The following is a 21,859-nucleotide window of genomic DNA, read 5'->3' as shown; positions in this document are numbered from 1 at the left end:
CCAGCGAGCGTTGCAGGCGATCGAGCAGCAGCCGCCGGTTGGGCAGGCCCGTGAGCGCGTCGTAGAACGCCAGCCTCTCGATTTCTTGCTCTGCCCGCTTGCGGTCTGTGATGTCCATGGTGAAGCCATGCGACACCACCGAACCATCGGCCTCGCGGTGCGGGACGGCATTGGTCATGTGCCAGCGCACGCTGCCATCGTGCATGCGCACGCGGTACTCGCACTGCCAGGGCACCAGCTTGCGCACCGAGGCCATGGCCGAACGCTGCACCTGCGGCAGGTCTTCGGCCAGCACGCGGTGCATGAGCACGCCGTGGTTGGCCGTGACCTCATCGGGCTCCACGCCCATGAACTCGCGCACCGCATCGCTGATGTACTGCACGCTGGTGCCGCCATCGGAATGCTGGCGGTACTCGTAGATAAAGCCCGGAATGCGGCTCGCAATGCGCTGGATGAACAGCAGTTGCTCGCGCAGCTGCTCGGCCGCGCGGTGTTCGTCGGTCACGTCCTGCACCACGCCCATGACCACCTGCACCCCATCGCGCGGCAGCGTGCGCTGCACACGCGAGCGCATCCAGCGCACTTCGCCATCGGGCCGGCGCCAGCGGTATTCCACGTCCAGCCCCGCGCCGCGCTCCCGAACCTTGTCGAACACATGGCGGTCTTCGGGCAGGATGCCGCTCACGGCACGCTCGGGGTCCACCCATTCCTGCTGTTCAAAGCCGGCGATGTCGCACAGGCCGGGCGACCACAGCAGCACCGTTTCGCCCGGGTCCTCAATGCGGCGCCAGTGGCCGGTGCGCGCCAGGCTTTCCATGGTGTTGAAGACTTCGGTCTGCTCGCGCAGCTCGCGCCGCACCTCTTCGAGCGCATGCTCCGACGCTGCAAGCGCGGCGCGCAAGGTTTCAGCCTCGGACGCGTCGCGCACCGTGACCATGATGCAATCGTTGGTGACCCGGCGTACCGACAGATCCCACGCCAGCAGCAGCCGGCCGGGCTCGCGCACCACCTGGCGGCATTCCAGCGGCGCCCCCACGCGCACCACGCCATAGAGCTGGTCCAGCAAAGGGGTGCCGGCCAGCAGGTCGAACACCTCGCTGGCATCCGCCCCGGGCTCGCGCACGGCGCCCAGCCCCGGCATGCGGCGCGCGGCCGCATTGGCGGCCAGCAGCATCAACCGGCCGTTCTGCAACCGGAACTCCATCAACGCCACCGGCACCGCATCCACCAGCGCCTGCAGGCGCACCTGCGCCATGGGCTCGATGAAGCCGTCGCCCACGGGGGCAAGAAGGTCGGTCAACAGTTCGGACGAAATCACGGTCGCGCTGAAACCTTTGAATCCTGGGGTTGGAAAAAGCGCCCTCGCAACGGACAGCGCCTGCGGTCAAAGCCAGGCTGTCAGCATACAGCCAAGAATATGTCTAAACGTAACAAAGTAACAGAACCTGCGGCAAATCATTGAGGGGAAACCCCATGGGCGAACTGCTACAGTCCACGCCTCATTCCTGCCGCCCCCTGCATGTCCGACACGCTCGAACACCACACACCCATGATGCAGCAGTACCTGGCCCTCAAGGCCGGGTACCCTGAAACGCTCCTGTTCTACCGCATGGGAGACTTCTACGAGGTCTTCTGGCAAGACGCCGAAAAGGCCGCGCGCCTGCTGGACATCACGCTCACGCAGCGGGGCCAGTCGGGTGGCCAGCCGGTGATGATGGCGGGCGTGCCCTTCCATGCGCTCGAGAACTACCTGGCGCGCCTGATCAAGATGGGCGAGTCGGTGGCGATTGCCGAGCAGGTGGGCGAGGTGGGCGCCAGCAAGGGCCCCGTGGAGCGCAAGGTGGTGCGGGTGGTCACGCCCGGCACGCTGACCGACACCGAGCTGCTGTCCGACAAGTCCGAATCGCTGCTGCTGGCCGTGCACCAGGCGCCGCGCGCGCGTTGCGGCCTGGCCTGGCTGAGCGTGACGCAGGGCCGCGTGTTCCTCGCCGAATGCGCGCACGACGAACTCGGCGCCTGGCTGGCGCGCGTGGCGCCCAGCGAGCTGATCTACAGCGCGGGCGTGACCGAACGCTTCGAGCAACAGCTGCAGGTGCTGCGCCAAAGCGGCGCCTTCACCTGCCCCATGAGCCCCCGGCCCGACTGGCAGTTCGACAGTGCCCTGGGCGAGCGCAAGCTGCTCGAAAACCTGGGCGCCGCCAGCCTGCAGGCCTGGGGCGCACAAGACCTGGGCGAGGCCCATGCTGCCGCCGCCGGGCTGCTCACCTATGCCGAACACACGCAGGGCCGCACGCTCACCCATGTGCACAGCGTGCAGGTGCAGCGCGGCGACGACCTCATCGACCTACCCGCCACCACGCGGCGCAATCTGGAGCTGGTCAAGACCCTGCGCGGCGACGACGCGCCCACGCTGTTCTCGCTGCTCGACACCTGCATGACCGGCATGGGCAGCCGCCTGCTCAAGACCTGGCTGCTGGAGCCCCAGCGCGACCGCGCCGAGGCGCGCCAGCGCCTGTCGGCCACCACCGCCCTGCGCGGCGCGGGAGGCGCAGGCGGCGGCTCGGGCCCCTGGGCCACCTTGCGCGGCGAACTCAAGGGCGTGAGCGACGTGGAGCGCATCACCGCCCGCATCGCGCTGCGCCAGGTGCGCCCGCGCGAGCTGGTGGGCCTGGGCAAGACGCTACAAAAATCAGAGCTTCTAGCGCTCAATGGGAGGGCGCCAGAGCCCTTTTTGGCACAAATCTTTGGCCACCTGCATCCCCCCGAGGGCTGCACGGCGCTGCTGCAGGCCGCCATTGCCGAAGAGCCCGCCGCCCTGGTGCGCGACGGCGGCGTGATCGCCACGGGTTTCGACACCGAACTGGACGAGCTGCGCGCCATCCAGACCAACTGCGACGCCTTCCTGCTGGAGCTGGAAACCCGCGAAAAGGCCCGCACCGGCATCGCCAACCTGCGCGTGCAGTTCAACAAGGTGCACGGCTTCTACATCGAGATCACCAGCAGCAACCTCGACCGCGTGCCCGACGACTACCGCCGCCGCCAGACGCTCAAAAACGCCGAGCGCTTCATCACGCCCGAGCTCAAGGCCTTTGAAGACAAGGCGCTGTCGGCCAACGAGCGGGCCCTGGCACGCGAGAAATGGCTGTACGAGCAGATCCTGGACCAGCTCCAGCCCCATGTGCCCGCCCTCACCCGCCTGGCACAGGCGCTGGCCACGCTGGACGTGCTGTGCACGCTGGCCGAACGATCACTCACGCTGAACTGGTGCGCGCCGCAGTTCGTGCCCGAGCCCTGCATCGAGATCGAAGGCGGCCGCCACCCGGTGGTCGAAGCGCGCCTGGCCGAGACATCGAGCGGCAGCTTCATCGCCAACCACACGCGGCTGAACGCCAACACCCGCATGCAGGTCATCACCGGCCCCAACATGGGCGGTAAATCGACCTACATGCGGCAGGTGGCGCTCATCGTGCTGCTGGCCAGCATCGGCAGCCACGTGCCCGCCGCCAGCTGCCGCCTGGGGCCCATCGACGCGATCCACACCCGCATCGGCGCGGCGGACGACCTGGCCAACGCGCAATCGACCTTCATGCTGGAGATGACCGAGGCCGCGCAGATCCTGCACGCCGCCACGCCGCACAGCCTGGTGCTGATGGACGAAATCGGCCGGGGCACCAGCACCTTCGACGGCCTGGCGCTGGCCAGCGGCATCGCCACGCACCTGCACGACAAGACCCGCGCCTTCACGCTGTTTGCCACGCACTACTTCGAGCTGACCGAGCTGCCCGCCAAGGCGCGCCACGCGATCAACATGCACGTGAGCGCCACCGAGTCGGGCACCGACATCGTGTTCCTGCACGAGATCCAGCCCGGCCCGGCCAGCCGCAGCTACGGGATCCAGGTGGCCAAGCTGGCGGGCATGCCCTCGCCCGTGCTGCACCACGCGCGCCACGCACTGGCGGCGCTGGAGGAACGTGCGGGCGAAGACGAATTGCAGGTGGACCTGTTTGCCGCGCCCGAGGTGCCCGAGAGCGCGGGCGCCAGCCCGCTGGAAGCGGCCTTGGCAACCATCAACCCCGATGCGCTCAGCCCGCGCGAGGCGCTGGACGCGCTGTACCAGCTCAAGAAGATGACGGTGCACTGAGCCCGCCCCACCACACAAAGAGGGCCCTGCCGCGCTTCTGGCCATCGAGATGAGCTACATTTTCTATAGCAACCTTTGACCAGATTGCAGCATGCTCCGCGCTAGCGCCTGGGCATCGAAGCAGCCCACCCGACTAAACTCCCGGGTAACCTCCGATTTTTTTAACGATTCGCCATGACGTACTGCGTCGCCATCAAACTCAATGCCGGGCTGGTTTTCCTGTCCGACTCCCGCACCAACGCCGGCCTGGACCAGATCAGCTCGTTCCGCAAGATGATGGTCTATGAAAAGGCGGGCGACCGCTTCATGGTGCTGCTGTCGGCCGGCAACCTGTCCATTTCGCAGTCCGTGCGCGAGATCCTCCAGAACGAACAGATCAAGGATGGCGAGTCGGGCGAGGCCATCACGATCTGGAACGCCAAAAGCATGTTCGACGCCGCCCGGGTGCTGGGTGCCGCCGTGCGCCATGTGCACGAGCGCGATGGCGCGGCGCTCAAGCGTTCAGGCGTGGACTTCAATGTGTCCATGGTGTTCGGCGGCCAGATCAAGGGCGAGGGCATGCGCCTGTTCCAGGTCTACTCGGCGGGCAACTTCATCGAGGCCACGTCGGAGACACCGTATTTCCAGGTGGGCGAGTCCAAGTACGGCAAGCCGGTGCTGGACCGCGTGCTGACCCCCGAGACCCCGCTGGACGAGGCCGCCAAGTGCGCGCTGGTGTCCATGGACAGCACACTCAAGTCCAACCTCTCCGTGGGCCTGCCGCTGGACCTGGTGGTCTACGAAGTCGATCGCTTTGCCACCGACAAGGTGGTCTGCATCGACGAGAACAACCCATACTTCCGCATGCTGCACGACAGCTGGGGCCAGAAGCTGCGCCAGGTGTTCGACAGCATCGAGGACCCGGCCTGGGCCGGCGGCGCCACCGAGGTGCCCATCATGGTGAGCCCTGCGCGCAGCAAGCCACTCAAGAAGATCACCACCCACACGGACCGGCTCATCTGAGCGCTGCCCTCCCGCTGCGGGGGCGGCGAGCGAGAGCGCTCAGCCCCTGCCCTTTGGCGCCCTGCCGGTACGCACCATGCCCATGCTCCCCATCGTTTTCTCGCACGCCAACAGCTTTCCGGCCGGCACCTACCGCCTGCTGTTCAAACTCCTCAAGGCCCGCGGTTTCCAGGTCAGCGCGGTGGAGCGCTTTGGCCATGACCCCCAGTACCCCGTGTCCAACAACTGGCCCCACCTGGTGCAGCACCTGGCCGACTTTGCGGCAGCGCAGGTAGAGCGCCTGGGGGAACCGGTGTTCCTGGTCGGGCATTCGCTGGGCGGCTTCCTGAGCGTGATGGCGGCGGCCCGCCACCCCGAGCTGGTGCGCGGCGTGCTGCTGATCGACTCGCCCCTCATCGGCGGCTGGAAGGCCAATGCGCTGGGCGTGGCCAAGCGCACGCAGGTGGTGGGCTCGATCTCGCCCGGTAAGGTCAGCCGCCAGCGCCGCTTCAGCTGGGCCAGCAACGACGAGGCGCTGGAGCATTTCCGCAAGAAGAAGGCCTTTGCCCGCTGGCACCCCGAGGTGCTGCTGGACTACATCACCCATGGCCTGCAGGACCAGGACGGCAAGCGCGTGCTGGGCTTCGACCGCGCGGTGGAAACCGCCATCTACAACACACTGCCCCACAACCTGGGCCGCCTGCTCGGCACGCACCCGCTGCAGTGCCCGGCCGCCTTCATCGGGGGACGCGACTCCGAAGAGATGAAGCAAGTGGGCATGGCCATGACGTTGCGCATCACCGAAGGTCGCACCATGATGCTGGACGGCAGCCACCTCTTCCCCATGGAACAGCCACAGGCCACAGCGGCAGCCATCGAGGCCTCGCTGCTGAACCTCGCCGCGCTCACGCCCGCCCGGGGTTGAGCCGGAGGCCGTGCCGCACGGCCCCTATATCACCAAAAATCCCCCCGCAGTGCCAGAAACAGCGCTGTAGAGACGGCCCTCGATCAGGGCAAACAGGGGGCACGGCGGTCCGGGCAATCCCCTACACTGAGGGAATTGTTACAGCGTGATACAGCCACCATGCCTGCACAGCCTCCGATGGCGGCGCGACTGCCTGCGCTCAGCTTTGCCCTGCTGGCCGCTTTTGTGGTCGCCACCGCGGTTCGCACCCACAACGACACGACCCTTGCGATCGTCATTGCCTCGGTGCTGATGTTTGCCTGCTGCTGGGCCAGCGCCACGCATTTGCTGGGCCCTCGGGCAGCACTGCGTTTTGTGGTGATTGCCGTGTGCCTGGGCTGGTTTGCCGAACAGATGGGCGCGAGCCACGGGTGGTTCTTCGGCCACTACACCTACACCGACGTGCTGGGCCCCCGCCTGCTCGATGTCCCCCTGGTCATCCCCATGATGTGGTTCGCGCTGACCTATGCGGGGTATGTGCTCAGCAACCTGATCGTCTGGCAATCGCCGGTGGACGGCGCCCCGGGCCTGGCCCAGGCCGCCATGCTGTCATTTCTGGCGGCGATGATCGTGACCGCGTTTGACCTGGGCGCCGACCCCTACTTCGTCTACACCCTCAAGGCCTGGATCATGGCCAAGACCGATGGCGCCTGGTTTGGCGAAACGGTGCAGGGTTTCTTTGGCTGGGTGTTCGTGGCCTTCGTCATCATCTTCGGCTTTCGCATGTCGTCCCGCCAGCAGCCCCTGCAACCCGTAAGCCCCTTTCTGCGCCGCCATGCCCTGGTCCCACTGGCCATCTACGCATCGGGCATGGTGTTCCAGATGATCCTGGGCAGTCCGGTGGAGATCCGCTCCATTGCCCCGTTTGCCATGGGCATTCCGCTGCTGTGCGCGCTGGCAGGGTTCCAGCGCTGGAAGCGCCTGGGACCGACCACCGCCTAAGCCCCACCCCGGCGCTACCCCCCATACTGCCCCATCGACCGAGCCCCACGCCCCATGGAAAACATGCAGCACCACGCCGACCCCCTGGCAGACCAGACCATCGCACAGATCCTGGGCCCCTGGCCTGCGGGCGATGTGGCCGCCGATGCGCCCCAATGGGCCCACATCGACACCGTGAACCTGCTGTTTGGCCAGTGGACGGACAACGCCGCGCTGACGCACTGGACGGCGCAGCCCGGGCCCGTGCGCGCCAACCTGGGGGGCCAGACCGTCGAAGGTTGCGTGACGCCCGCCATGGCTGCGGCGCTGAACACCTACGTGCAGGCCGCCCAGGTGCTGCCCCCCTGGGCCGACGCGCGCAAGATCGAACGCGCCGAAAAACTGTTCATGGAGCATGGCGCGCTGTCGTGCATCCTGCTGTTCTGCGCCAGCCTGCCCGAGTGCTACGTGATCCCTGACCTCTCCAGCGTGCTGCACACCTCCGGCCAACTGGAGCAGAACGCCGAGTACCGCATCCGCTCTACCGCCGCGATGATCTTCCCCGTGATGATGCATGGGGGCCTGAGCCTGCGCGGCGCCGGCGCTGCGCAGGTGCTCAAGGTGCGGCTCATTCACGCCACCATCCGCAACCTCATCCTGCACGGCAGCCCCAGCCACGCCATCGACCAATGGAAGGCCGGGGGCAATGGCATGGTCACCCCGCAATCCACCCAGCCCCGGGGCGGGCGTTCGGCCATGTACCAGGCCCTGTATGCACGCGGCTGGGACCTGGCCGGCGACGGCCTGCCCTGCAACCAGGAAGAGCTGGCCTACACCCTGCTGACCTTTGGCTATGTGTTCCTGCGCAGCCTGCGCCGGCTGGGCATCGGCCTGCCCCCGGCCGACGAAGAGGCCTACCTGCATGCCTGGAACGTAGTGGGCCACCTCCTGGGCATCGAGCGCTCACTGATGGTGGACACCATGGAACAAGGCCGCGTGCTGATGGCCGGGATGCAGGCGCGCGGCCGCGCCGAGCCCGTGACCCCCGACCCCCGCCCCGCGCTGGGCCAGGCCCTGATGCAAACCATGGAGAAGTCCCTGCCCTGGCCCATCGTCAAGCCCTTCCCCCAGCTCATGACCCGCTACCTCTGCGGCCCCGCCACGGCACAGGACCTGGGGCTGACCCAGCCCGCGCCCTGGGCCTCTGCCCTGCTGTTCTGGGGCGTGCTGCTGTTGGCGCGCGCCATTGATGCGGTGCTGCGCCTGGTGCTGCCGCGCTTTTCCATCGTGCGCATGCTCACCCGGGCACTGGGTTACCACTTTATGAGCCGGGTGCTGATGAGCCAGACCCGCCCGCTGCAGCTGCCCACCGAACTGCTCAACCAGGTGGACACCGTGGTGCATGGCTGGAGCGATGACCCCCATGCGCCGGGTTGGCTCAACCGCATCGAAGACCGGCTGACCACCCAGGGCAGCTGGAGCCATGGCCTGGCGCACCAGGCCGGGGCCACGCGTGCGACCCAGGCGCAACAACCCACATAGCCACTGATTCGACGCGATGTACCCGCTGGTCCATGCCCTCCTGATGCTCGCCCGGCTCTGGCGCGCGCGTTGCGGCCTGGCATCGACCCTGCTTTGCCTGCTCGTACCCGTCGCCCTGCCACTGGGCGCGCAAGCAAAGACCCATGCGCCCCTGGTGCTGACACAGCTCAGGCCACAAGTGGATGCATGGGAGGCCGCCACGCTCAAGGCCGATCCCACGTACAAGCTCTCGGTGCAGGACATGCTCGGCCGCCTCGCCGAGTTCGAGGCGCCCGCCCGGCGCGGAGGCTCACTGGGCGTGCACAAGGCGGCCATGTGGCTGCACATTCCCATCATCGCGCCCGAAGCGCCGCGCACCTCCTGGGTGGTCAACATCGGCTACAGCTCGCTGCACGCTGATATGTACCTGGTCAGCGGCGGCCGGGTGCTCCAGCAGGTCAGCACGAATCAGCCCGGCCAGACACAGCTGTCCAGCCGCACGCCCGCGATGGCCCTGGATCTGCAGGCCGGGCAGCCCTACGACCTGCTGATACGGGTGCAGGCCACGGGGCCGTTGATCCTGCCCATCACGGTCGGCGAAATGCCCTACCAGATGCACGAGGCCTTGCGCGAGCAGATGCTGCAGGGCCTGCTCAACGGGCTGGCGTTCTGCCTGCTGGTGTACAGCCTGATCCAGTGGGTTACGCAGCGCGAGCCCATGTTCGGCTTCTATGCGCTGGTGGTGCTCGGCAGCACGGTTTTCTCACTGCAGTTCTTCGGCATCGGTGCGCAGTTCCTGTGGCCTGGCGATCCGTGGATGAGTCGGTATGCCGGCCTCGCGGCCGGGCTGACGGCCCTGGCAGGCTCGTTTCTCTTCCTGGGCGCCGCCTTGACAGACAACCCACACAGCCGGTACGCGCGTGCCATGCGCATGGGCGCAGCGATCACGGCAGTGGTCTGCGCTGCGGTCATGCTCGGCTGGCTGAGCGTGCCCATCGCCATCGCCTTCATGAGCCTGGCGGGCCCCCTGCCCTCCCTCATCAGCCTGCCTGCCGCCATGGCGCGGGTGCGGCAGAAGGACCCCATCGGCACCACCCTGCTGGCAGCCTGGATCGCCTATGGCGTGGCGGCGGCGGTCTTGGTGTGCCTGGTCCAGGGCTGGGTACCCGCGAACTTCTGGACGCTGCACTCGTTTCAGTTCGGCGCCACCCTGGACATGCTGCTCTTCCTGCGCGTGCTGGGCCTGCGCGCACAGGCCGCCAAAGCCCAGGCCCAGGAGACCCTGCGCGAGCGCGATCTCATGCACTCCCTCGCGCACAGCGACCCGCTCACGGGCCTGAGCAACCGGCGCGGCCTGCAGCATGCCCTGCATGCGGCCTTGCTCCAATGCACCCCGCAGCACATGGTGGCGGTGTACCTCATGGACCTGGACGGGTTCAAGCCCATCAACGACTCCTACGGCCACGACGTGGGCGACCACCTGCTGGTGGCGGTGGGCCAGCGGCTGCAGGCCAGCGTGCGCCACCAGACCGACCTGGTGGCTCGGCTGGGCGGGGATGAATTCATCGTCATGGCCTGCGAGCTGGCCAGCACCGAGCAGGCCGAGGACTTGGGCCGGTCGCTGATCAAGGCCTTCGAGCATTCCTTTGCGCTGGGCCAGCACACCGTCACGGTGGGGCTGACCATTGGCTACGCGCTGGCACCGCTGGATGGAAGCGACGCACAGGCCCTGCTGCGCCAGGCCGATGCCGCCATGTACGCCGGCAAGCAGAACGGCAAACACTCCATCCGCCGGCTCCGCGCCGAACTGGCACGGCCGTGATGGTGCACTGCAGCCCCCTCCCCCCTGCCCCCGCATCCCCTTGGCGGGGATGGTGGGGCCTGTGCCTGTGGGTGCTGATGGGGCTGGGGTTCGGATTGGCGGCCCCTTGGGCCCAGGCGGCAGACACCGCACAGCCCCTGGTGCTGCACGACGATGGGGGCGCGCTGAATGCCTGGTCGGTGGCCACGCTGCTGCCCGACCCTTCACAGCAATGGGGGGTGCAGGATGTGCTGGCGCGCCTGCCCGAATTCGCCGCTCCGCCCAGCCGGGGCGGCAGCATGGGCGTGCGCAAGGAAGCCCTCTGGCTGCGCGTGCCCCTGCGCATGCCGGTGGACACCGGCAGCGAATGGATCGTCAACATCGACTTCGCCGTGCTCAACGAAGTCGATATCTTCCTCACCCGCCAGGGCCAGGTGGTGCAGCACACCGCCCTGGGCAACCTGCGGCCCTACACCGCACGGCCCCTGCGCAGCCGCACGCCAGCCATGGCGCTGGAACTGGCGGCAGACACCTCCTACGAACTGCTCATCCGGGTGCAGACCACGGGCGCGATGATCCTGCCGATCACGCTGAGCCTGTCCCCCCACCTCGTGCACCAGGGCCTGCAGGAACAGATGTTCCAGGGCGTGCTCACGGGGCTGGCCCTGTGCCTGGTGATCTACAGCCTGGCGCAGTGGCTGCACCAGCGCGAAAAGCTGTTCCTCTACTACGGCCTGCTGGTGGCCGGCAGCGCCGGTTTCTCGCTGCAGTTCTTTGGCATTGGCACCCAGTTCTTGTGGAGCGACCACCTCTGGGTCGAGGTCCACGCCGCTGGCGCATCGGGGCTGCTGGCGATTGCCGGTTCCTTCCTCTTCATGGGCCACGCACTGATGGGCCATGTGCCCCACAGCCGCTTCCTGCGGGTGATGAGGATCGGCGCCGTGCTCAGCCTGGGCCTGCTCGCCGCGTTCCTGCTGGACCTGATCGGCACCCGCACCACCACGGCCATCATCAGCGTTCTGGGGCCCCTGCCTTCGCTCATCAGCCTGCCCATTGCCGTGGCACGCGCGCGCAAGGGCGACTCGGTCAGCACCTCACTGCTGGCGGCCTGGGTCGCGTACTTCACGGCCGCCGTGGTCATGGTGTGCCTGGTGCAGGGCCTGCTGCCAGTCAATTTCTGGACGCTGCACTCCTTCCAGCTGGGCGCGGCCGCCGACATGCTGCTGTTCCTGCGGGTGCTGGGGCAGCGCTCGGCCGCCTTGCGCGCCGCCGCTTCGGACGCATTGCGCGAACGCGACGCCATGCGCTCGCTCGCCTACACCGACTCGCTCACGGGCCTGCCCAACCGCCGGGGCATGCAACTGGCCCTGCAGTCAGCACTCGCGCGGTGTGGCCCCGGGCACCTGGTCGCGGTGTACCTGATGGACCTGGATGGGTTCAAGCCCGTCAATGACACCTACGGCCACGACGTGGGCGACGACCTCTTGGTGGCCGTGGGGCACCGCCTGCAGGCCAGCGTGCGCCACCACACCGACCTGGTCGCGCGCCTGGGGGGCGACGAATTCATCGTCATGGCCTGCGACCTGGCCCGGCCCGAGCAGGCCGAGGAACTGGGCCGCTCCCTGCTGCGCGCCTTCGAGCACCCGTTCACCCTGAGCCACCTCACCCTGAGCGTGCGCCTGACCATCGGGTATGCGCTGGCCCCGGTGGACGGCGACGACCCGCAGCACCTGATCCGCCTGGCGGACGCCGCCATGTATGCAGGCAAGCAAAGCGGCAAGCAGTCCATCCGGCGCAACCAGGGCGAACTCGCCCTGTCCTCATGATGGTGCGCCGCCCTCTCTTCCCGTGGCCATCGCGCCCCACCTTGCCGCGCGGGGGTGCGCACAGGCGCCAGGGCCTGCACTGGTGCCTGCCCTGGCTGCTGCTGGCCATGGTCCTCATGCTGGCGGGCCCGGTCCGGGCCACAGCGGCCACCCCGCTGGAGCTGCGCGACGACCACCCTTCCATCAAGGCGTGGCCGGCGGTGTCGGTGCTGGCCGATCCCTCGGGCACCCTGCTGGTCGAAGACATCCTGGCCTCGCTTGCACGCTTCGAGCCGCCTCCAGGCACCGGTGGCACGCTGGGCGTGCGCACCGAGCCTGTGTGGCTGCGCATCCCCGTGGCCGTTGCGCCCAGCTCCAGCGGCGTCTGGGTCCTGGACATCGACTACCCCGTGCTCCAGCGCATCGAGATCTACCTGGCCACCGACGGCCACGTGACCCAGCAGGCCACACTGGGCAGCCTGCAGCCCTACACCCAGCGCCCCCTGCGCAGCCGCTCGCACGCCTTGCCCTTGAACATGCTGCCAGGGCATGCCTACGAAGTGCTGTTGCGCATCGAGACCCGGGGCGCCATGGTGCTGCCCATCACCCTGGCCAAGCCCACCGAATGGCACAGCATGGCCCTGAACGAGCAGATGCTGCAGGGCATCCTGACCGGACTGGCGCTGTGCCTGATCATCTACAGCCTGGCGCAGTGGCTCAACCTGCGCGATGTGCTGTTCATCCAGTATGCGCTGCTCATCACCGGCAGCCTGCTGTTTTCGCTGCACCTGTTCGGCCTGGGCACGCAGTACCTGTGGCGCGACATGCCCTGGATGGAGTTGCATGCCGCCAACCTGGCGGCGCTGACCGCCACCTGCGGCTCCTTCCTCTTCATCAGCCAGGCGCTGGCGGGCGACCGCCCCCACAGCCGACTGCTGCGCAGCATGCGCGGCGGGGCCGTGCTGTGCGTGGTGCTGGCCGCTCTGCATGCGCTAGACCTGCTGGGCACCCGCGCCGTCACCGGCATCGTCAGCGTCCTGGGGCTGGTGCCTGCGCTCATGGGCATCCCCGGCTCGGTGCGCCGTGCCCGCCAGGGCGACCCCGTCGGCACCACCTTGCTGCTGGCCTGGCTGCTGTATTTCCTGGCCACGGCCACCGTCATCGGACTGATCCGTGGCTGGGTGCCGGTGAACTTCTGGACCATGCACTCCTTCCAGCTGGGCGCCACCGTGGACATGCTGCTGTTCATGCGGGTGCTGGGCCTGCGCACCAAGGCCCTGCGCCTGGAGGCGCTGGACGCCAGCCGCGAGCGCGACGTGATGCGCTCGCTGGCCCACACCGACCCGCTGACCGGCCTGCCCAACCGGCGCGGGCTCCACATTTCGCTGGCATCCGCGCTGTCGCGCTGCAGCCCCGAGAAGATGCTGGCCGTGTACGTGATGGACCTGGACGGGTTCAAGCCCGTCAACGACCAACACGGCCACGACGTGGGCGACGAACTGCTGATCGCCGTGACCCGGCGCCTGCAGGGCCATGTGCGCCAGAGCGACCTGGTGGCCCGCCTGGGTGGCGATGAATTCGTCGTCATGGCCGGGCAGCTGCACAGCCTGCAACAGGCGCAGGAGCTGGGCAACAAGCTGCTGGACGCCTTCCGCACCCCGTTTTCCCTGCAGAACGCGCGCGTGGAAGTGGGGCTGACCATTGGCTATGCCATTGCCCCCCACGACAGCAACGACGCCGTCGGCCTGCTCAAACTGGCCGATGCCGCCATGTACAGCGGCAAGCAAGGCGGCAAGTTCTGCCTGCGGCGCAACACGGGCGACCTGGCGCTGTCGTCCACCTGAACAAGGCCGGGTCGGGCCGCCCCGCGCGGCCCCGTTCCGGCATCGCCGGCCCGAAAAGCAACGCCGGCCATTTCCGTCTGGTCAAACCGCTGCCGATCCGTTAGAACGTGTTTACGATCTTTTCGGGGCCGCGTTGGTGCGCAATCGGGATGAGTGGAAGCAACGGGTGCGCCGCATGGGCTCATGCCCATGCAAGCAGCCGGGGCGTCCAATCGCCCGATTTCGCCCCAACCCTTCGGGCAAGTGCCTTGCCGGGCGGTCTGCGGCGNNCGGGCGGTCTGCTGCGTTGCGGCGCTTGCCAATAGCCGAGCTATTGGCAGCGCACCGCGCCTTGCATCCCATCCCGGCAAGGGACTTGCGCGGCCCCGAAAAGATCGTAAACACGTTCTTACACCCGTGGCTTCGCTTTTTTCACGGAGGATCGTTCGTTATGGCCCATCGCAAAAGCCCTGCCCGCATCGCCAAGGACGCACGTGTTGCGCATTTCCGCTCTCTGGCAGCCCCACAAACCGCCGCCCAGGGCGCCGCCCACAAGGCCCCCGGCCCGGTGCTCGCATGGGATGCGGTGGCCGCGCTCGAAGCCCGCCTGGTGGGCCGCATCGTCCTGCCCAGCAGCCCCGGCTACAACGAAGCCCGGCAGGAGTCCAACCCCGCGTTCCAGGCCTATCCCGAGATCATCGTGTACTGCGCCTGCGAAAACGACGTGCTGGAATGCCTGGCCGTGGCCCGCGCCTGGCGCCTGTGGGTGGCCGTGCGCTGCGGGGGGCACAGCACGGCGGGCTACTCCGTCAACAGCGGCATGGTGGTGGACCTCAGCGACATGAAGGGTGTGGTGCTGGACACGGCACGCGAACGGGTGCATGTGCTGCCCGGCACCGATTTCGACCACTTCAACGGCGCCATGAACCACACAGGCTGGCATGTGCCCACGGGGGCCTGCGGCAGCGTGTGCGTGGGCGGCTTTGTGCAGGGTGGGGGCTACGGCTACACGTCGCGCGCCTTCGGCATCCAGAGCGACCTGGTGGAATCCTTCCGCGTGGCGCTGGCCAACGGCACCATCGTGACGGCCAGCGCCCACGACCACCCCGACCTCTTCTGGGCCCTGCGGGGCGGCACGGGCGGCAACTTCGGGGTGCTGCTGCAGGTGACCTACCGCATGCACCGGCTCGACCAGGTATGGGCCTGGGCCATCAGCTGGGACCCGGCCCACGCTGCCCAGGTGCTCACGCTGATGCAAGCGAGCTTCATGAAGTCGGGCGCCCCCGATGCGCTGGGCTACATGATGAACCTGGGCTACCAGAAAGGTGTGCCGGTGTACATGGTGCAGGGCATGTTCTGCGGCACCCGTGAAGCCGGCCTGCAGGCCATTGCCCCCTTGCTCGCCATCCCCAGCGCCCAGCTGCTGGTGGACCAGACCGGCACCTACCCCGAGATGAACATCTGGCTCGAAGACCACCCTTACACCTTGCCGGACAACCTGCCGGACGGCGTGGCGGAAACCAAGGCCTGCGGCTACATCAGCACCCCGCTGTCGACCGCCGACTGGCAGCGCATCATTGACTACTTCAAGACCTCCCCCAACCCCTGGTCCCTGGCCTACCTGGAGCCCTATGGGGGCGCCATCAACCGCTACCCGGTGGCCGACAGCGCCTTCATCCACCGCCATGTGGATGCCGATCTGGTGGTGGACGTGTTCTGGACCAACGCGGCGGAGCGTGCGCAGATGGAGGCTTGGCTTGAGGGCTTCATGCAACTGGTCAAGCCCTTCCTGAACGGGCATGTCTACCAGAACTACCCGGACGCGCGCCTGACGGACTTTGCGCACGCCTACTGGGGCCCGGCCTACCCCCGGCTGCAGCAGGCCAAGGCCCAATACGACCCCGGCAACTTCTTCCACTTCCAGCAGAGCATCCGGCTGCCCCAGGGCTGAAGGAAGGCGCGGGGCCGGCCCCGCCCGCCCCTGCCCTGGATGGATCAGGCGACCTGCGCGTAATGCAGCCGCCCCTTGCCCGCGCGTTTGGCCGAATACATGGCCTGGTCCGCGCGGTTCATGAGGGCATCAATGTCGCCCTCCATCGGGGGGTACATCGCCACGCCAATGCTGGCGCCGATGAAAAGATCGCGCCCATCCACCGTCATGGGCAGGTGCAGGGCTTCGATGATGCGGTGGCCAATGGTGTCGGTCACATCGCGCGTGACCTCCTGGTCCAGCATGACCAAGAACTCGTCGCCCCCCAGGCGCGCCAGGGTATCGCCAGAGCGCACCGTGCCTGCAATGCGCTGGGCCACGATGCGCAGCACCTCATCCCCAGCGCGGTGGCCTTCGGCATCGTTCACGCGCTTGAAGCCGTCCAGGTCGATGAACAGCAGCGCAACCGACCCGGCGTTGTGACGGGCCTGCAGCAGGGACTGTTCGAGGCGCCCCTGGAACGCCGCGCGATTGAGCAGTCCAGTCAGCGAGTCGTGGTTGGCCAGATAGTGCTGCTGGCGTGCGATCTGCATCTTGGCCGACACATCTTGCACCAGCGCCATGATGGAAGTCACCTGGCCGTCCTCGTCCGTCAGCGCCGAGTTGAACCACTCGCAATGCACCTCGGTCCCGTCGCGGCGCACAAAGCTGGTCTCCGCGCGGTTCTGCGACTCCTGGCCCGACTGCAGGCGCGACAGGGCCCGCTGCAGGCTGTCGTCCATGGAGGCCGGGTCCAGCAGATCCGTTAGCAGCCGCCCCTCCAGCCCCGCCACATGCAGCCAGCCCATGAGCTGCACCGCCCGCTGCGAGCAGTGCAGCAGCTGCAGCTTGTGGTCCATCTCCAGCACCGCCAGCGGGCTGTTCTCCATGTGGGAGGACAGCCGCTGGTTGGCAGCGCGCAGCGCGTTCATGGTCACCTGCAGCTCGTGCACATCGAGCGCCGTGGTGATGAAACCGTCAATGGCCCCCTGGCTGTTGTGCCAGGGCGTGAGGCAGATGGTGCGCCACTCGTCAAACCCATAAGGGGTGCGCAGCATGCGCTGGTACTGCACCCGTTCGCCGCTCAGGACGCGCTCCACAAAGGGCATGAAGCGGGCGCAGTCCTGCTCGCCATAGACATCCACCAGCGTCTTGCCCACCAGCTGCGCAGGGACCGTATCGAACCACCGCGCGTATTCCTCGTTGGCATAGATCATGACCAGGCCGCGGTCGATCACCGCCATGGTCGCTCCCGCGCTGCGGGTGACCAGGTCCAGCAGTTCCGCCTTGGACCATGCTTCCTTCCGGGCGGCAACGGAGGACCGTGACAACTGTGGCTCGTCTTGCATCATGCGGCGAAAGCCCCATCGGGGAATGGTCATCATCTACAGGGGAGCAGCACCGCTGCGGATGGCGTGCTGCCTTCAGGGCACCGCACAGCGGCGCCAGGACGCACGGCAGCGGGTGGACGGCAGCTTATCACTTTCAAACCCGCCATCGCCCCCGCCCCCGGTTCAGCGGCAGCAGCGGTAGGCCAGCCCCACGGACACCGAGTACCCCACGGGCTCCACCGTCAGGGGGCTGCGGCGCGCGTCCCCCTTGAGCTGCGACACCCGGGCCGCGCCCAGCACCACCCAGTGGCGGTTGATGGCCGACATGACCTCGACCCCGCCATCCACGCTGTACAGGCCCGCCCTCGGGTCGAACGCCGGCAAGGGGCTGGCCCCGCCCGCAGGCACACCAAAGTGGCCCTGCAGGTAGGTGTGGTCGCCAAAGCTGGCCCCTGCGCCGATGGTGACCTTGGTCTGGTCCGTGAGGGGCCAGGCGTAGCCCACGCTGGTGGACAGCTGGGCACCGCCATCGCGCCCCAGAATGTCCTGCGACACACCCGCGCCCACCGACCAGTGGTCGGTGAGGGCATAGCCCGCACTCAGCCGCGCCCGCAGCGTGGAGCGCACCGACGGCAGCCCCACCAGAATGGGCGCGTCGGAGCCATCGCGCCCTTTGTCGATGCGCAGGGCCGCGCTCAGGCTGAAACGGTCGCTCTGCGCCAGCGTGGCGCTGGCCCCGGACTCGCGCGTCCCCGCTGCCAGCCCATGCCCCATGAAGGCACTGCCCCGCGAGGTGCTGAGGCGAAAACGCCCGTACTCCATGGCCCAGGCGGGGCGCAGGCTGTTCTTGCGGCCATCGCCGCCGGCATAGTCCGGGCCGTTGCCCACGATGGCACCGATCGCGTAGTTGAAGGTGGGCGGTGCCGGCGTGTCGGGCGCCGCCGACTCCTCGGCCCAAGCCCCTTGCAAAGCACACACGGACCACAGGGCCCACACGGACGCCAGCGCCAAAGCGCCCGAACGCAGCGGAAAATTCACACGAAAAGGGAGGGAGCAACACATGGGCGGAATTATCAATCCGCCCACTGCACCCATCCCGTCCACGCCGTCACCAGCACCACCACCCCGAACACGATGCGGTAGTACGCAAAGGGCACGAAACTGTGGGTGCTGATGTAGCGCAGCAGCCAGCGCACGCACAGCCAGGCGCTCAGGAAGGAAAACACCAACCCGGTGGCAAACAAGGGGAGATCGGCCGCCGACAGCAGCGCGCGCTCCTTGTACAGGCTGTAGACGCCCGCGCCGATCAGCGTGGGGATGGCCAGGAAGAACGAAAAATCGGTAGCCGCCTGCCGCGACAGGCCCAGCAGCATGCCGCCGATGATGGTGGAGCCGCTGCGGCTGGTGCCAGGCACCATGGCCAGGCACTGCACCAGGCCCACCTTGAGCGCATCGAGCGGCGTCATCGCGTCCACGCTGTGTACACGGGTGGCGGATGGTGGCCGGCGCTCGGCCCACAAGATGATGAAGCCCCCGATGATGAAGGTGCTGGCCACCACCACCGGCGTGAAAAGGTGCGCCTTGATGGCCTTGCCAAACAGCAGGCCCAGCACCACGGCGGGCAGGAAGCCGATGAACACGTTGAGCGCAAAGCGCTGCGCCTGGCGCTCGGTCGGCAGGGCCACCAGGGTGGAGCGGATCTTCTGCCAGTACACCAGGATCACCGCAAAGATCGCGCCCGTCTGGATCGCAATGTCGAACACCTTGGCCTTGGCGTCGTCAAAGCCCAGCAGCGAGCCCGCCAGGATCAGGTGTCCCGTGGAGGAAATGGGCAAAAACTCGGTCAGTCCCTCGACGACCCCCATGATGGCGGCCTTGGCCAGCAATACAACGTCCACGCGCACTCCTTGCAAATAGGTGCGGGATTATCCGCCGGGCCCGATGGCACCTCGGGCGGCGGCCTGCCCTGCAGCCCGCTCGGCGGGCTTTCCCCCGTCCCCCATGCCCGCAGCCCACGCCGCGTCCATGCATTTCGCGGCCGGGTGGCTGCATTTCGTCGCAAGGCGCTGGCCGCGCCCGGGGGCCGCCGGCACAGTCCACTCCATCGAACGCGCCAGGAGCCCCCGCCATGCAACTCACCCCCGTCATCGCCATCCACCTCGCCGCAGCGCTGGCCGCCGTGGCCATCGGCCCCATCGCCCTGTGGGCCCGCCAGGGCGCCACGCAGCGCCCCCGCCTGCACCGCGCGGCCGGGTATGCCTGGGTCACCCTGATGGTGGCCACGGCCGTCTCGGCCATCTTCATCACCGGCGGCCCCGGCCCACGCTGGGGCGACTTTGGGCTCATCCACCTGCTGATCCCGGTGACCCTGGGCATGCTGGTGCTGTCCTTCATCTACCTGGCCCGCCGCAACCTGGTCGGCCACCGCAAGACCATGCAGCGGATCTACGTCGGCGCCTGCGTGGTGGCCGGGGCCTTCACCCTGCTGCCCAACCGCCACCTGGGCCATTCGCTGTGGTCGGCCCTGGGCGTGGCCTGAACGCCGCCGTGCCCCCCTCCTGTCACCCTTCACCGGAACCTTCGCCATGCTGCTCAACCTGCTCATCCAACAACCCCACATGCTGGGCCCCATCATTCAGAACACCCCCTACTGGGTCTGGGCCCTGCTGGCCGGCCTGATCGCGCTGGGCACAAGCCAGCTGTGCGGCCGCCAGGTCGGCCTGACACGGGCCATGGCCATGCCCCTGGCCATGACGGGCCTGTCGGCGTATGGCCTCACCTCGGCCTTCGGCGGCGCCGGCCAGGTCGGCGCCTCGGTGGGGGCCTGGCTGGCCGTGGCCGCTGGGGTGGCTGCGCTGGCCCTGTGGCTGCAGCCGGCCGCGCCCAGCGGCACGCTGTATGCAGCCACGTCGCGCAGCTTCTACATCCCGGGCAGCACCATGCCCCTGGCGCTGATCCTCGGCATCTTTCTGACCAAGTATTTCGTGGGCGTGGAGCTGGCCCTGCAGCCCGCCCTGGCGCGCGACAGCAGCTTTGCCCTGCAGATCGCCATGCTGTATGGCGTGTTCAACGGCCTGTTCGCCGCCCGGTCCCTGCGCCTGTGGCGCCTGGCGCGGCGCAACGCGGTCTTCGCCGTGCCCCCCTCGCCAGCGCCGTCGGCCTGAGCCCCGCCCGCTTTTCCCCCTCCTTCTTTTCAGCCTTGTGGAGACCTCCGCCATGCGCAATGCACACCTGATCACCGACCCCATCGAACGCCTGGCCCGCAAACGTGCCGGCGCCAAGCTGGGCTGGTACACCCATGCCGGGGTCTATCTCCTGGTCAACCTGCTGCTGGTCGCGCTGTCGGCCAGCAGCGGGCGGCACTGGGCAGTGTTCCCGGCCGTGGGCTGGGGCATCGGTCTGGCCATCCACGGGGCGGTGGTGTTTGTGCTGGCCGGAGGCACCACCCTGCACGAGCGCATGGTGCAGGCCGAACGCGACCGCATTGCCCGCCAGGGCACCCACTCCTGAACAACCGATGGCAACACAACGAGGAACTCCCATGACCAAGCACTGGATTGCCGCCTTGATCGCACTGGGCCTGCACGCCGCCAGCCAGGCCGGCACGGGCCTGAAAGAGTTGCCTGGCGTGGACGGCGACGGCCCGGTCACCGTGTTCTACCCCAGCAGCACGTCCGACCAGCCCGTGCAACGCGGCCCCTTCCACATGTCGCTCGCCCCCCAAGGCGCCCCCCAGCCCGGCAACGGCCGCCTGGTGGTGGTCTCGCATGGCTCCGGCGGCAACCCCTGGGTGCATTCGGACCTGGCCCGCGCGCTGGTGGCGGCAGGCTTTGTGGTGGCCATGCCGGAGCATGCGGGCGACAACACCCGCAACCCCTCCACGCCCGGCCCCGAGAGCTGGAAACGGCGCCCGGCAGAGGTGTCCCGCGCCATTGACGCGGTGGCGCAGGACACCCACCTCGCGCCCCTGCTGCAGCTGGACAAGGTGGGCATGTATGGCATGTCGGCGGGGGGGCACACCGCGCTCAGCCTGGCGGGCGGGCGCTGGTCGCCCGCGCTGTTCAAGCAGCACTGCGAAGCCCACATCGCAGAGGACTTTTCCTCCTGCGTCGGCCTCATCACGCAACTCAGGGGCAATTTCCTCGATGGTCTGAAGAAGGCCGTGGCCCTGGGGGTGATCCGCCAGCGCTTTGACGACGCCACCTGGCAAGCGCACGAAGAGCCCCGCATCCACGCCATCGTGGCAGGGGTGCCCGCAGCGGCCGATTTCGACTTCCCGTCGCTGGCGCACCCCAAGGCCGCGCTGGGCCTGGTGACGGCGGGCCAGGACCGCTGGCTGGTGCCCCGCTTCCACAGCGACAAGGTGCTGCAAGCCTGCCAGGCCTGCACCGTGGTGGCCGACCTGCCCCAGGCGGGCCATGGCGCCCTGCTGTCGCCGCCTCCGCCCAACCAAGTGCTGGGCCGGCTGGAGACGGAGCTGCTGGGCGATCCTCCCGGTTTCGACCGCAGCCAGATGCCCGGGGTGGACGCACGCATCGTGGCGTTCATGGCGCAGCACCTGCTGCCCACGGCAGCCCCGCGTTGACCAGCCCGGCACACCTC

General features: G+C 68.1%; 17 protein-coding genes. 13 read left to right on the top strand and 4 right to left on the bottom strand.

Features of this window, described 5'->3' with window-relative positions; all coding sequences use genetic code 11:
• Nucleotides 1-1,300: PAS domain-containing protein (locus DBV10_RS21600; RefSeq protein WP_233590017.1), on the bottom strand; the 1,300-nt coding region annotated here is incomplete at its 3' end.
• 219 nt (nt 1,301-1,519) lie between these two features.
• On the opposite strand from DBV10_RS21600, the gene mutS reads away from it, so the two are divergent.
• The 9 genes from mutS (at nt 1,520) to DBV10_RS21550 (ending at nt 15,908) form a co-directional block, all read left to right on the top strand.
• Nucleotides 1,520-4,141: a DNA mismatch repair protein MutS gene (gene mutS / locus DBV10_RS21595; protein ID WP_124515612.1), complete on the top strand. Its 2,622-nt coding sequence runs from the start codon at nt 1,520-1,522 to the stop codon at nt 4,139-4,141.
• A gap of 174 nt (nt 4,142-4,315) precedes the next feature.
• Nucleotides 4,316-5,143 (top strand): proteasome-type protease, encoded by an 828-nt coding sequence (locus DBV10_RS21590; RefSeq protein ID WP_124515611.1) that lies wholly within the window; start codon nt 4,316-4,318, stop codon nt 5,141-5,143.
• Nucleotides 5,144-5,225: 82 nt separating this feature from the next.
• A complete protein-coding gene (locus DBV10_RS21585) occupies nt 5,226-6,047 on the top strand; it encodes an alpha/beta fold hydrolase (RefSeq protein WP_124515616.1) in 822 nt (273 codons plus the stop codon).
• A gap of 159 nt (nt 6,048-6,206) precedes the next feature.
• Complete coding sequence (locus DBV10_RS21580) at nt 6,207-7,028, top strand: carotenoid biosynthesis protein (protein WP_124515610.1); 822 nt, start codon at nt 6,207-6,209, stop codon at nt 7,026-7,028.
• A 54-nt stretch (nt 7,029-7,082) separates the two neighbouring features.
• Nucleotides 7,083-8,549, top strand: coding sequence for an oxygenase MpaB family protein (locus DBV10_RS21575; RefSeq protein WP_124515609.1), 1,467 nt, complete (start codon nt 7,083-7,085; stop codon nt 8,547-8,549).
• A gap of 16 nt (nt 8,550-8,565) precedes the next feature.
• Nucleotides 8,566-10,350 (top strand): diguanylate cyclase, encoded by a 1,785-nt coding sequence (locus DBV10_RS21570; protein WP_233590016.1) that lies wholly within the window; start codon nt 8,566-8,568, stop codon nt 10,348-10,350.
• Nucleotides 10,351-10,427: 77 nt separating this feature from the next.
• The gene (locus DBV10_RS21565) at nt 10,428-12,155 is read left to right on the top strand and encodes a diguanylate cyclase domain-containing protein (RefSeq protein ID WP_370451205.1); all 1,728 of its coding nucleotides are present in this window, start codon (nt 10,428-10,430) and stop codon (nt 12,153-12,155) included.
• A complete protein-coding gene (locus tag DBV10_RS21560; protein WP_124515607.1) occupies nt 12,155-13,978 on the top strand; it encodes a diguanylate cyclase in 1,824 nt (607 codons plus the stop codon). Before DBV10_RS21565 ends, DBV10_RS21560 begins: the two co-directional genes overlap by 1 nt.
• Before the next feature lie 430 nt (nt 13,979-14,408).
• Nucleotides 14,409-15,908 carry an FAD-binding oxidoreductase gene (locus DBV10_RS21550; RefSeq protein WP_124515606.1) on the top strand — a complete coding sequence of 500 codons (1,500 nt, stop codon included), beginning with the start codon at nt 14,409-14,411 and terminating at the stop codon, nt 15,906-15,908.
• A 44-nt stretch (nt 15,909-15,952) separates the two neighbouring features.
• On the opposite strand, the gene DBV10_RS21545 is transcribed toward DBV10_RS21550, so the two are convergent.
• From DBV10_RS21545 to DBV10_RS21535, 3 genes are all read right to left on the bottom strand, one after another.
• Complete coding sequence (locus DBV10_RS21545; protein WP_124515614.1) at nt 15,953-17,278, bottom strand: diguanylate cyclase domain-containing protein; 1,326 nt, start codon at nt 17,276-17,278, stop codon at nt 15,953-15,955.
• A 162-nt stretch (nt 17,279-17,440) separates the two neighbouring features.
• Nucleotides 17,441-18,295 (bottom strand): MipA/OmpV family protein, encoded by an 855-nt coding sequence (locus DBV10_RS21540; RefSeq protein ID WP_233590014.1) that lies wholly within the window; start codon nt 18,293-18,295, stop codon nt 17,441-17,443.
• A gap of 35 nt (nt 18,296-18,330) precedes the next feature.
• Nucleotides 18,331-19,155, bottom strand: a complete 825-nt coding sequence (locus DBV10_RS21535) for an undecaprenyl-diphosphate phosphatase (RefSeq protein ID WP_124515604.1) — start codon at nt 19,153-19,155, stop codon at nt 18,331-18,333.
• Between the two features lie 230 nt (nt 19,156-19,385).
• Between DBV10_RS21535 and DBV10_RS21530 the strand changes: the two genes are divergently transcribed.
• From DBV10_RS21530 to DBV10_RS21515, 4 genes are read left to right on the top strand one after another with little or no spacing between them, the layout of a single operon-like run.
• On the top strand, nt 19,386-19,796 hold the full coding sequence (locus DBV10_RS21530; RefSeq protein ID WP_124515603.1) for a DUF2306 domain-containing protein: 411 nt from the start codon (nt 19,386-19,388) through the stop codon (nt 19,794-19,796).
• Nucleotides 19,797-19,842: 46 nt separating this feature from the next.
• A complete protein-coding gene (locus DBV10_RS21525; protein ID WP_124515602.1) occupies nt 19,843-20,421 on the top strand; it encodes a DUF6622 family protein in 579 nt (192 codons plus the stop codon).
• A gap of 52 nt (nt 20,422-20,473) precedes the next feature.
• Nucleotides 20,474-20,767, top strand: a complete 294-nt coding sequence (locus DBV10_RS21520; protein ID WP_124515601.1) for a 2TM domain-containing protein — start codon at nt 20,474-20,476, stop codon at nt 20,765-20,767.
• Nucleotides 20,768-20,798: 31 nt separating this feature from the next.
• Nucleotides 20,799-21,842, top strand: a complete 1,044-nt coding sequence (locus DBV10_RS21515; protein ID WP_124515600.1) for a dienelactone hydrolase — start codon at nt 20,799-20,801, stop codon at nt 21,840-21,842.
• Nucleotides 21,843-21,859 lie beyond the last annotated feature (17 nt).

The organism is Acidovorax sp. FJL06 (assembly GCF_003852545.1).
Lineage (GTDB): Bacteria > Pseudomonadota > Gammaproteobacteria > Burkholderiales > Burkholderiaceae_C > Acidovorax.
The sequence above is the reverse complement of the archived record's forward strand: the minus strand, read 5'-3'. Positions and strand labels throughout refer to the sequence as shown.

Bases quoted from the DNA above. Each gene is read 5' to 3' on its own strand.
- DBV10_RS21565 (WP_370451205.1), top strand. From the start codon at position 10,428: ATGGGGCTGGGGTTCGGATTGGCGGCCCCTTGGGCCCAGGCGGCAGAC.
- DBV10_RS21560 (WP_124515607.1), top strand. From the start codon at position 12,155: ATGGTGCGCCGCCCTCTCTTCCCGTGGCCATCGCGCCCCACCTTGCCG.
- DBV10_RS21520 (WP_124515601.1), top strand. From the start codon at position 20,474: ATGCGCAATGCACACCTGATCACCGACCCCATCGAACGCCTGGCCCGC.
- DBV10_RS21580 (WP_124515610.1), top strand. From the start codon at position 6,207: ATGCCTGCACAGCCTCCGATGGCGGCGCGACTGCCTGCGCTCAGCTTT.
- DBV10_RS21530 (WP_124515603.1), top strand. From the start codon at position 19,386: ATGCAACTCACCCCCGTCATCGCCATCCACCTCGCCGCAGCGCTGGCC.
- DBV10_RS21575 (WP_124515609.1), top strand. From the start codon at position 7,083: ATGGAAAACATGCAGCACCACGCCGACCCCCTGGCAGACCAGACCATC.
- DBV10_RS21525 (WP_124515602.1), top strand. From the start codon at position 19,843: ATGCTGCTCAACCTGCTCATCCAACAACCCCACATGCTGGGCCCCATC.
- DBV10_RS21545 (WP_124515614.1), bottom strand. From the start codon at position 17,278: ATGATGCAAGACGAGCCACAGTTGTCACGGTCCTCCGTTGCCGCCCGG.
- DBV10_RS21570 (WP_233590016.1), top strand. From the start codon at position 8,566: ATGTACCCGCTGGTCCATGCCCTCCTGATGCTCGCCCGGCTCTGGCGC.
- DBV10_RS21590 (WP_124515611.1), top strand. From the start codon at position 4,316: ATGACGTACTGCGTCGCCATCAAACTCAATGCCGGGCTGGTTTTCCTG.
- DBV10_RS21550 (WP_124515606.1), top strand. From the start codon at position 14,409: ATGGCCCATCGCAAAAGCCCTGCCCGCATCGCCAAGGACGCACGTGTT.
- DBV10_RS21585 (WP_124515616.1), top strand. From the start codon at position 5,226: ATGCTCCCCATCGTTTTCTCGCACGCCAACAGCTTTCCGGCCGGCACC.
- DBV10_RS21515 (WP_124515600.1), top strand. From the start codon at position 20,799: ATGACCAAGCACTGGATTGCCGCCTTGATCGCACTGGGCCTGCACGCC.
- mutS (WP_124515612.1), top strand. From the start codon at position 1,520: ATGTCCGACACGCTCGAACACCACACACCCATGATGCAGCAGTACCTG.